Raw genomic sequence first — 10,928 nt, forward strand, 5'->3', positions numbered from 1 at the left:
CCTGTTTCGGTCGTCCGGTCCTGCGCGGAGGCGGTTCGCCGCCCTTCGGCTCGCGCAGGGGGCCACAGAGACCAGTAGCTGTCATGCTCACCACCAATCTCCGGCTGCACGACTATAGAACTCTTTTCGAACGCGTTGCGCGCCGGACTTCTCCAGGTGGGCCAGGGGGTAGGCGACCGACGACGTGCTGCGCATCCCGACGGCGTGGGCGAGTTGCCGCACCGACGCGAGCACGGTCAGTACCACTGCGGTGTCTCGTGCGGTGCGGCCTGCTGGTGACCGTTGTGGGGTCCCTGGTGCGGCACGCCGTAGGGTGCCGGCTGCGCTAGAGCCTCGTACGGTGCCGGCTGAGAAAAGCCGGGTTCCTGCGGGAAGCGGTCGTTGCGGGGCGCCTCGGTGCCCACCGGGGCCTTGAGGCTGCCGTACCGTTCCATGCGCTGCCAGCGCAGTCGTGAGCCCGACACGGCGGTGAAGACGGACTGGATCACGACCAGGTACATCAGTTGCCGGTAGACAAACTGTTGCAGCGGCAGGCTCCACAGCGGGCCGGGCCGTTCCCCGTCCAGGCGGAACGCGTACAGGCCCATGAGCAGTTGCAGCAGCAGGAAGGCCAGCCACAGGCCGATGATGCGGACCGGGTCGAGGAAGATCAGCCCGTAGAGGGCGAAGATGTCCACGACGGGTGCGAGCAGCGGCAGCAGTACCTGGAAGAGCAGCAGGTAGATCAGGCCCCGGCGGCCCAGTTTTCCGGCCGCGCCGCGCTGCACGAGTGCGCCGCGGTGTTTCCACATGGCCTGCAGGGTGCCGTAGCACCAGCGGTACCGCTGGCGCCACAGGGCGTTCAGTGACGCGGGCGCCTCGGTCCAGGCCTTCGCGTCCTCCTCGTACACCACGCGCCAGCCGGCGCGGCACAGCGCCATGGTGAGGTCGGTGTCCTCGGCGAGGGTGACGTCGCTGACGCCGCCGAGGTCCAGCAGCGCCCGGCGGCGGAACGCGCCGACCGCGCCGGGGACGGTCGGCATGCACTCGGCGAGGTCGAACAGGCGGCGGTCGAGGTTGAACCCGACCACGTACTCGATGTGCTGCCAGCGGCCCAGGAGGCCACCGCGGTTGACGACCTTGGCGTTGCCCGAGACGGCGCCCACGCGGGGGTCGGCGAAGGGCTGCACGATCGTGCGGACAGTGTCGGGTTCGAAGACCGTGTCACCGTCGACCATGACCACAAGGTCCCAGGTCGCGGCGGCGAGCCCGGTGTTGAGCGCGGCGGGCTTTCCCGCGTTCTGCTGCCGGATCACCCGTACCGGCAGACCGAGAGACTCCACCAGGTCGGCGGTGCCGTCGGTGGAGCCGTCGTCCACCACGATGACCTCGACCGGATGGTCCGAGGCGAGCAGTGAACGCACGGCCGCCTCGATGCCGGCGCTCTCGTTGTAGGCGGGGACGATGACGCTGACCGGCGCGGTCATCGGCGGCCCCCAGAGCCGGCTCCGGTGTCTGGTCCGCAGGCGGCGGTGCCGCCGGGCGGCGATCAGCACGACCACCGCGCGCAGCACACTGATCGCGCCGGCCGCGTACATCAGCAGGCCCAGCAGCCACACGGCCCAGTCGCCGCCCTGCAGCACCTTGATGAGGGCCAGCCCTTGCAAATGGTCGACGAGCCCGGCGGGCTGGACGGGCCCAGCCATGCCGACCGCGTCGGACACCGCCGCGAACGTGAAGCCCTGTGCCTTCAGCCTGGGGATCAAGGTGTTCAACGCGGCGACGGTCTGGGAGCGGTCACCGCCGCCGTCGTGCATCAGCATGATCTGCCCGCCGTGCCCGTGCGGTGTCGCGTTCGCGAGGATGCGGTCCACTCCTGGACGCTGCCAGTCCTCGGCATCCTGAGTGGTGAGCACCGTGACATAGCCCGCCGCGTCGGCCTGCTTCAGGACGGACCAGTCGGCGTCGTCCAGCGCGTCGTTCTTCGAGGAGAACGGCGGCCTCAGCAGTGCGGTGGTGACCCCGGCTGCGCCGGCCACCGCCAGCTGCGTCTCGCGCAGCTCCAGGGAACGCTGCCATGGGGCGAGGTGGGCCAGGTCGGGATGGGTGAAGGTGTGGATGCCGATCTGGTGACCCTCGGCGACGATCCGGCGGATCAGCTCCGGGTGGGCGACGACCTCGGTTCCGACGACGAAGAAGGTCGCGTGTACGTGGTTGCGGCGCAGCACGTCCAGGATCCGCGGTGTCCAGACGGGGTCCGGGCCGTCGTCGAAGGTCAACGCGATGGTGCGGGCCTGCACCTGGGCGGTGTGCGCAGAGGTGGCGGCGTCCGCGATGACGGGGCCGCCGTGGGTCACCTGGGTAGGCACTGCGGCACTGCTGCCCCGGGTGCCGGTCACGTTGTCCGACGTGATGCCGAACATGTGGTGGGTGTAGCCCTGCAGCAGAAGGGCCGTCGACAGGGTCACCACGAGCACGCTCAGCAACAGCCAATGGGTGCGGGGTGTGACCTGGCGGGTACGGCTGTGGCGGCGGGCGGGAGCGTTGCGGCGTCTGCGGTTGGTCACGTCAGGGGCCTTGGATCACTTCACTGGCTTGTGGGACGAGCCGATCGCGCGGCCCTTGGAGGTGGTGGGCCTGGAGGCGGGCTTGGAGGCGGTGGGCCTGGAGGCGGGCTTGGAGGTGGGGGCGGCGGTCGGGGTCGAGGTCGGAGACGCGATGGCGGTGGGCGCCGCGGTAGGCGCGGGTGCGGCCGCAGAGCCTGTCGACCGGTCGGTGGAGCCGGAAGTCTTTTGCGCCGCCGTGGGGCGGGAGTTCTTCTGCGCCGCGGTAGGGCCCATACTCCCCGCGGAGTGGCCGGTTCCGGGGGAGGCGTCGGGCGCGGTCACCCGAGGCGTGGCCGGGTGCGCGGAGCCCGTCTGCGGGACGAACGGGGCGCTGAGGCTCGGGCCGCCAAGCACGGTGCTGACCAGCAGAGCGACGTAGCCGCCGGCGGGGATCACCAACAGGCGTGCGGCGCGCAGCACGCGGCGCTGGCGTCGCCCCGAGGAATCGACGAAGACGGGCCGCACCGACTCGCTCTCCGGCGTGTCCGGTCCCGGTACGGGAAGGCCGGGCGTGTCGAGTTCTGGAGGCGGCACGGTGAGGACGTCTCCATGGGGAGCGTCCCACGCCGTGGCGGGCCCCGGTCCGGCGGCGTGGAGATGCGTCCCGGTCGCGTAGGAGGCTGTCTCCCCCGCATAGGCGTTACATTGCGCGAGTTGCGGGTCCCAGGACCTCGTCGCCGTGTCGGTGGTGGCGCTGCCGCTGTACTCGTAGCCGTAATCGTACGCGTACCCGACGCCACCGTACGGATCCTCGCCGTACGCTCCGCCGCTCTCGTCCGTCCACTGCACGAGTCGTGTCTCCTGTCCCGGCCGACCGACGCAGTCGTCCACTTGGTAAGAGCATTTTCGGCCGGAAGTGTTACACCTCGACCGACACAGCACGGAAACTGAAAGGGACGGGTCGGTCAACAGCAGAACCGGCAGGACGACGGCATGAGGCCCGCCGCTGCTCCAGGCAACACGGATTGCTGCGGCGCAATGGGGCACCCGAACTTGGATCACCTGGCCGGCAAGCAGGTACACCTCGGCGACGGCAGCACCGTCGAGTACGACCGACTGCTGATCGCCACCGGGGCCCGCGCCCGGCCCTGGCCGAACCAGGCCGAGGCCGCACTGGACGGGGTATTCGTGCTGCGTACCCGCGACGACGCCGCAGGCCTGCGCCGGCGGCTGGCCGACAGGCCCCGGCGGGTGTTGGTCATCGGCGCAGGGTTCACCGGCTCCGAGGTCGCCTCGGCCTGCCGGGACCAGGATGTGCCGGTCACGGTCGCCGAGCGGGGGGCGGCACCCCTGGTCGGCACGCTGGGCGAGGTAATCGGCGCGGTGGCCGGCGACATCCAGCGCGAGCACGGCGTCGACCTGCGCTGCGGCGTCACCGTCACCGGCATGGACGGCGACGGCGACGGCCGGCTGCGCCACGCCCACCTGTCCAACGGCGCCACGATCGACACCGACGTGGCGGTGGTGGCGCTCGGTGCCATCCGCAACGTGGAATGGCTGCTCGGCTCCGGCCTTGCGGTCGGCCCATGGGGCGTGGCCTGCGACGCCGGCTGCCGGGCCGTCGACGCCAATGGCCTGGTCACCGACGACGTGTTCGTCGCCGGCGACGTCGCGCGCAGCCCGCACCCGGCATACGACTACCAGTTCCTGGCGGTCGAGCACTGGGGCAACGCGGTCACCCAGGCCGGGGTCGCCGCGCACAACATGATCAATGCCGCGGCTGACCGATGGCCGCACGTGCCCAACCCGGTGTTCTGGTCCGCCCAGTTCGGTATCAACATCAAGTCGGTCGGCGTGCCGACCTACGCCGACCAGGTCGCCATCGCCCAGGGCTCGGTCGCCGCGCGCCGGTTCGTGGCCGTGTACGGCTACCGGGGGCGGGTTACCGCGGCGGTCGGGTTCGACCAGGGCAAGTGGCTGGAGTCCTATCAGAAGATGATCGACGCGGCCGAGCCGTTCCCGCCCGTCTTCCGCGAGGTCGACGAGCCCGATGACCGGCACCCGGTGCCTGTCGGCCTGCCTGATCCGCGGATCCGCCCCGTGTATCCCGCCACCGTCGTGGTGACCGGCCACGACCCGAGCGAGCGCCGCGCGGAGCTGGTGTATCACGACCGCTGATCCGGGCGCTGAACACCATGCCGCGACACCGCGCGTGTCCGAGGGAGACGTTGTCATGTCAGAGGCCGGCATTTTTGGCCAGATACTGGACCCGGCCAGCCGGGCTAACCCCTACCCGCTGTATGCCGAGCTGCGCAAGACGCCGGTGGCACGGCAGGCCGACGGCACGTATGTGGTCAGCACCTACGACGAGATCGTCGCGCTGCTGCACGACCCACGAGTCAGTTCCGATCCCCGCAACCACCCTGAGCTGGCCGACAAACCCCTGGAGGAAGGCCCTCCCGGTATTCCATTCGAATTCATCCGCCACGACCCGCCCGTGCATGACCGCCTCCGCGAGTTGGCGATGCGGCCGTTCGGGCCGCCCTGCACCCCCGGGCGGATCGAGGGCATGCGCCCCTGGCTGACCGAGATCACCAACGGCCTGATCGACAATCTCGTCGGCAAGAACCGCGTCGACATCGTCGAGGGCTTCGCCTACCTGCTGCCGGTGACAGCGATCTGCAAGGTGCTCGGCGTCCCGCGCACAGACGAGCCGCGCTTCCACGTGTGGGCCGACGCGCTCATCGTGACCATCGACCCCACCACGGGAACGTTCGAACAGCGGACTTGCCGGCGTCAGCAGGTGCTCGCGGAGATGGGTGAGTACCTCAACGGACTGGCCGAAGCCGACGCCCGGCAGCCGGGCGACGACCTGATCTCCGGGCTGGTCACCGACACCGGCCCGCACGCGCCGATGTCACGCGGCGACCTGCTGTCCACTTGCGGGCTGCTGCTGGTCGCCGGCCATGAGACGACCGTCAACCTGATCACCAACGGCATGCTGACCCTGCTGCGCCACCCGGACGTGCTGGACCGGCTGCGTCGCGAGCCCGGCCTGATCACCCGGCTCGTCGAGGAACTGCTGCGCTACGAACCGCCGGTACAGATGCTGACCAACCGCGCCACGCTGGCCGACATCGACATCGCCGGCACCACCATCCCCGCCGGCTCGCCCCTGGCCCTGATGCTCGCGGCAGGCAGCCGCGACCCGAAACGCTTCGCCGACCCCGACCGCTTCGCCCCCGACCGCACCGACAACCAGCACCTCGGCTTCGGCGGCGGCATCCACATCTGCTTCGGCGCCCCGCTAGCCAGGGTGGAGGCGCGGGTGGCGCTGCCCGCGCTGGCCCAACGGCTGGTCAATCCCCGGCTGGTCACCGACCCGCCGCCGTACCGGCCCAACCCGGTACTGCGCGGCCCCCGCCACCTGCCCGTCGAAATCGACGCCATCGTCCCGACAGCGGTGGCGGGACGACAACCTATGTCACCCGTGCTGCACTCCCCCACATAGATCGCTCCACGTGCCGAACACAACCAACAGTCGCAGCAGGCACGTTGAGTATCTCGGCAGGTGACGGGCAGAACAAACGGACTCGGAACTCGACGGGGTCCTGAAGGAGTGGCGGGTGGGCGATGGACGGGCGCTCCTGCAGAGCAGCGCTGGCGGCCTGGTGGACGTGTCAGGGCTGGCCAGCGGCCGGCCTTCACTGGCGGCCCGGGACCCGCGCCCAGCGCTGCTCCTCGTGGCCGGTGGCCGGTGGTGGGTGTGCTGGTCTTTGTCACGCCTTGGTGCCGGTGGGCTGCGCGGGGCTTAGCCTCGGGCTTTCATGAAGCGGGCTGTCCGACAGGCGGTCAGGGACGTCGCCCTGGCGGTCGCACTCGGCGGGGACTGCGTCGCGGACGTCGCGATGCTGCGGTGTGAGCCGGCCGTCTTCGGCGCGGTTGCCTCCGACTCGACGGTCTCTCGTCTGATCGACGCCCTCGCCGCCTCCGGCGAGAAAGCCCTGCAGGCCATCCGGACTGCACGGTCCGAAGTCAGCAGCCGGGTCTGGTCGCTGGCGGGCAAGACTGCCCCGGACGCCGATGGACAGGTCACGGTCGACCTCGACGGCGTCCTCGTGATCGCGCACTCTGACAAGGAGGACGCGGCCGCGACCTGGAAGAAGACCTACGGCCATCACCCCCTGACGGCCTTCGTCGACCACGGCCCGGGCGGAACCGGAGACCCGGTCGCGGTCCTCCTCAGACCGGGGAACGCGGGCTCGAACACGGCCGCCGACCACATCACCACCGCTCAACTGGCCCTGGCCCAGCTGCCAAAGAAGTACCGGCGAGGGCTCCGCCGGCGGCACCCACGACTTCGTGTACTGGCTCGCGAAGCGAGGCCGACGGCTGTCCTACTCAGTCGGCATGGTGATCATCGACACCATTCACCAGCACCTCCTGAAGATCCCGGCCTCGGCCTGGACGCCGGCCGTCGAGGCAGACGGCAAGGTCCGCGGCGGGGCCTGGGTTGCCGAGCTCACGGGCAAGCTGCTGGACGACTGGCCGAAAGGGACGCGGCTGATCGTCCGCAAGGAACGACCCCATCCCGGGGCTCAGTTGAGGATCACGGACGCGGACGGCATGCATCACGTGCTTCGCGACCAACACCCCCGACCGGCCGATCGCCGAGCTCGAGCTCCGTCACCGGCTGCGGGCCCGGGCCCGGGCCGAGGACCGTGTCGAGCACGGAGCGCAGCTCGGAAACGACGTCGAAGTCATCGACAGAAACCCCGGAGTTCGCGGTTTTCACGTCGTGAAAAGACGCTGGGTGGTGGAGCGGAGTATCGGTTGGATCATGATGCACCGCCGACTCGCCCGCGACTACGAAACCCTCGCCGCCAGCTCCGAAGCCATGGTCCATATCGCCTCGATCGACAACCTCGCAAGCGCATAACGGACGAGATCACACCAACCTGGCGAGGGGCTTACTAGGCAATAAGAGGCAATCCACCCACGCTAAACGCCCTCTGAGAACGGATCGGATGGCCGGGCCACCGCCGACAGCCATTTTCGACCTTCCTCCAGGAAAGGATCGTTTATGAGAAACATGTAACGCTCCGGAGCCATGCGTCTGCCCGAGCCTGGAGACGGTAGTTCATTCGACGCGTTGTGACTGCCCGGGGCGGTGTGGCGGATCCCGGGCGCTCTACTGAAGGCGATCATGAGCCTATGGCGGAATCGGTGCGTGACCGGGTCTGGGAGTATCTCGCGGCGACCGGGACGTCGGTGGTGTTCGGCAATCCAGGGTCGACGGAGTTGCCGTTCTTCGCGGACTGGCCGGAGCGGGTGCGGTGGGTGATGGCGCTGCAGGAGGCGTCGGCGGTCGCCATGGCGGACGGCTATGCGCAGGCCACGGGCCGACCCTCGCTGGTCACCCTGCACTCGGCGGCGGGGCTGGGCAACGGGCTGTGCAGCGTGTACACGGCGTTCCGCAACCGCAGCCCGGTGGTGGTGCTCGCCGGGCAGCAGGTGCGCTCGATGCACCCGACGGACCCGTACCTGTACGCGGAGCAGTCCACGGTGTTCCCGCGACCGTACGTGAAATGGGCCATCGAGCCGGCCCGCGCCCAGGACGTGCCGCTCGCGTTCGCGCGGGCCTTGCACACGGCCGCCCAGCGGCCGGCCGGTCCGGTCTTTCTCTCCGTGCCCATGGACGACTGGGACACCCCCGCCCCGGCGGTGCCCCTGCGCACCGTCGGCGACCGGTTCGCGGCCGGGGACGGCGAGCTGGCTGATGTGGCGCAGAGGCTGTCGACGGCCCGGTCCCCGGTGCTGGTGGTGGGGTCGGAGGTGGAACGCGAGGGGGCCACCGCGCTCGCCATCGAGCTGGCCGAGCGCACCGGTGCGGCCGTGTGGGTGAGCCCGCACATCAACCGGACGAGCTTCCCCGAAGAGCACCCCTGCTTCCGCGGACAGCTCCAGCCCACCCGGAAACTCATCCGCGAAGCACTGAAGGACGCCGACCTGGTGGTGGTGCTCGGCGCTCCGGTGTTCGTCTACCACGTGCCCAGTGACGGCCCGTGCGTGCCGCAGGGCACGGAGCTGTTCCAGCTCAGCGAAGACCCCGCGGTCCTCGCCCGGGCCGACACGGGCACCGGCATCCGCACCAGCCTGCGTGAGGGGATCGCCGGACTGCTCGGCCAGCTGCCCGAGCACCCCGACGGCCCGCTGCCCGAACCAGTGCCCCGGCCCGCCCCCGAGCTGACCGCACCGATGCGCGGCGAGTACGTCCTGCGCCTGCTCGGAGGTGTTCTACCGCCGGACACCGTGATCGTCGAAGAGGCGCCGACCTTCCGGGAAGTGCGGTGGCGGCACATGCCCGTACGGCAGGGCGGCGACTATTACAACGCGGCCAGCGGTGGTCTGGGCTGGGGGCTACCCGCCTCCGTCGGCATCGCCCTGGCCGACCCCTCCCGCCCCGTGGTCTGCCTCCTCGGCGACGGCTCCGCCCAGTACTCGATCCAAGCCCTCTGGACAGCCGCCCAGCTGGGCCTGCGGCTTATCGTCATCGTGCTCAACAACGGCGAATACGCCGCGATGAAAGACCTCTCCCTCACCTTCGGCGCCCACCACCCGCCCTCCTACGACCTCCCCGGCATCGACATCACCCACCACGCCCAGGGATACGGCTGCACCGGCCTGCGCGCCGAAGGGCCCGACAGCGTGGTCGAAGCCGCCCGCACAGCTCTCGCGACGCAGACCACCACCGTCATCGACATCCCCATCGACCCGCGCACAACAGCCCTGTACACCTGACGCACCGCGCCCCACAGCCGGCGCGGGATCAAGACCACGGGCCCCGACCACCCGTCATCGCCGCCGTCCGTTCCGTCGTCGCTACCCGCCCGGGTCGCGCAGCTGCTGCCCGCCCGGCGTCGGTGGCCGGGTGAAGGCGTACCGGCCCAGGAAGTTGATTTGGTCGTACTGAAGCGGGGAGCCGGGCGAGCCGGGTGACCTTCAATGTGTCGCCCTCACGCATCAGCTGCATGATGAGGTCGATGGGTCAGAGGCCAAAGATCCGCTCTGCGTTGGTTCTGCCGATCTTGATCCGGTCGTTGTGGCACAGCAGCGAGTTGTCGAACCAGGCCGCGCCCTCGGCCATGGACTCATACGGGTAGTCGACGGAGAACAGGACGCGGTCGCTGCCGATTTCGCCGATGGTGTCGTACAAGGCGCGGGTGTGGAAATGCCCGCTGGTGGTCAGCACGAAGTTCTCGCTGAAGTACTCGCTGACCCGCCGCTTGGCCGCGCCCAGGCCGGCGCCCTCCCGCTGCTTGTGCAGCCGGTGTTCCAGCCGGGGCAGCAGGAAGGGCAGCCCCTCGCCGAGGTGGCCCAGCACGATCTGGATGTCCGGGTAAGTGTCGAAGAGCCCGGACAGCATGAGCCGCACCGCGTGCGTTGCGGTCTCGTGCCCGAACCCCCAGGCCGAACCCACCAGGGATTCGTATCCCTGGTACGGGCGCTGCACCGCGGGCAGCGGCTCGCGCGGATGCAGGTACACCGGGACACCGAGCTGGGCGACCTTGTCCCAGAAGGGCAAGTTCGCCGGCTCATCCAGGTACCGGGCGGTGTCGGCGTCTCCGATGTTGGTGTAGCCGTTGATCAGGGCGCCCTTGGCACCGAGGTCCCGCACCGCTCGCTCCAGTTCCTCGGCGGCGGCCTCCGGATCCTGGAGGGCGACGGAGGCGAAGAACGCCAACCGGGACGGATGGGCGTCGACGAAGCTACGCCGGATGGTGTCGTTGGTCTCCCGGGCCACCTCGGTGGCCCGGTCTTTGTCCAGGATCTACTGGATGCCGGGGGCCGTCAGCGACACGATTGTGAGCCTGATTCCGTGCTCGTCCATCAGCCGGATGCGTTCCTCGACGTCCATGAGTTTCGCCTCGACGTCAGCCATGTACCTGGGGCCGTTGCGTGCGGCCTCACCGCCCTCGTCCCACAGACTGTTGTTCAGCTCCGTGTTCAAGTGCTCTTCCAGTGCGATCTTGTCGTCCACACCAACCCGCTTTCCGCACGCACGCCGAGCACCGTCCCGTCCCCGCGTCCTGGCGCCGTGACCTCAGCACCCAGCAGAGGTGCGGCCGCACCCACGCGCCACAGACAATCTGTCCCGACCACGCCTACCACTCAGCATGGTCCGTCAAGCACAGCACCATCTCATCGAGCGCCCCGGTGCCGGGGCAGCACCTGCGGTGCGAAGGTGACGGCCTGATCCTGAGCCACAGCTGGTGACGCTGTGGGTCGGGCCTTCAGGGCCCGAGCAGGCAGGGCTTGGTCAAGTTCCGGAGTCGTGCGGCTGGGTCGGGCCGTGACCGGTTGGGGTGCATAGCAGAGCAGGCACGGGCTTCGTGATCATTG

Annotated in this window: 7 protein-coding genes and 2 pseudogenes; 5 read left to right on the forward strand and 4 right to left on the reverse strand. The window is 69.7% G+C overall.

Annotated elements, in window-relative coordinates; genetic code table 11:
- Positions 1–236 precede the first annotated feature (236 nt).
- Positions 237–2,546 (reverse strand): bifunctional polysaccharide deacetylase/glycosyltransferase family 2 protein, encoded by a 2,310-nt coding sequence (locus ACIQFZ_RS39165; protein ID WP_402693506.1) that lies wholly within the window; start codon positions 2,544–2,546, stop codon positions 237–239.
- 15 nt (positions 2,547–2,561) lie between these two features.
- Positions 2,562–3,374 (reverse strand): hypothetical protein, encoded by an 813-nt coding sequence (locus tag ACIQFZ_RS39170; protein ID WP_402693507.1) that lies wholly within the window; start codon positions 3,372–3,374, stop codon positions 2,562–2,564.
- A 204-nt stretch (positions 3,375–3,578) separates the two neighbouring features.
- Here ACIQFZ_RS39170 and ACIQFZ_RS39175 point away from each other — a divergent pair, with 204 nt between their 5' ends.
- The 5 genes and pseudogenes from ACIQFZ_RS39175 to mdlC all read left to right on the forward strand — a co-directional run bounded on the left by ACIQFZ_RS39175 (position 3,579) and on the right by mdlC (position 9,326).
- Complete coding sequence (locus ACIQFZ_RS39175) at positions 3,579–4,703, forward strand: NAD(P)/FAD-dependent oxidoreductase (protein WP_402693508.1); 1,125 nt, start codon at positions 3,579–3,581, stop codon at positions 4,701–4,703.
- Positions 4,704–4,758: 55 nt separating this feature from the next.
- The gene (locus tag ACIQFZ_RS39180) at positions 4,759–6,036 is read left to right on the forward strand and encodes a cytochrome P450 (protein WP_402693509.1); all 1,278 of its coding nucleotides are present in this window, start codon (positions 4,759–4,761) and stop codon (positions 6,034–6,036) included.
- A 346-nt stretch (positions 6,037–6,382) separates the two neighbouring features.
- A pseudogene (locus ACIQFZ_RS39185) lies at positions 6,383–7,272 on the forward strand (transposase); the annotation flags it as partial.
- Positions 7,249–7,502, forward strand: a pseudogene (locus ACIQFZ_RS39190) (transposase); the annotation flags it as partial. The pseudogenes ACIQFZ_RS39185 and ACIQFZ_RS39190, both read left to right, overlap by 24 nt.
- Positions 7,503–7,739: 237 nt before the next feature.
- Positions 7,740–9,326 carry a benzoylformate decarboxylase gene (gene mdlC / locus ACIQFZ_RS39195; protein WP_402693510.1) on the forward strand — a complete coding sequence of 529 codons (1,587 nt, stop codon included), beginning with the start codon at positions 7,740–7,742 and terminating at the stop codon, positions 9,324–9,326.
- Positions 9,327–9,573: 247 nt separating this feature from the next.
- Here the strand turns inward: mdlC and ACIQFZ_RS39200 are convergent, their stop codons facing one another.
- On the reverse strand, positions 9,574–10,356 hold the full coding sequence (locus ACIQFZ_RS39200) for an amidohydrolase family protein (RefSeq protein WP_402693513.1): 783 nt from the start codon (positions 10,354–10,356) through the stop codon (positions 9,574–9,576).
- Entirely contained in the window at positions 10,357–10,566 is a 210-nt protein-coding gene (locus ACIQFZ_RS39205) for a hypothetical protein (protein ID WP_402693511.1), read from the reverse strand.
- Positions 10,567–10,928 lie beyond the last annotated feature (362 nt).

This window comes from Streptomyces sp. NPDC093064, from assembly GCF_044754605.1.
Taxonomy (GTDB): Bacteria; Actinomycetota; Actinomycetes; order Streptomycetales; family Streptomycetaceae; genus Streptomyces.

Coding starts and splice junctions, on each gene's coding strand:
- ACIQFZ_RS39180 (WP_402693509.1), top strand. CDS start 4,759: ATGTCAGAGGCCGGCATTTTTGGCCAGATACTGGACCCGGCCAGCCGG.
- mdlC (WP_402693510.1), top strand. CDS start 7,740: ATGGCGGAATCGGTGCGTGACCGGGTCTGGGAGTATCTCGCGGCGACC.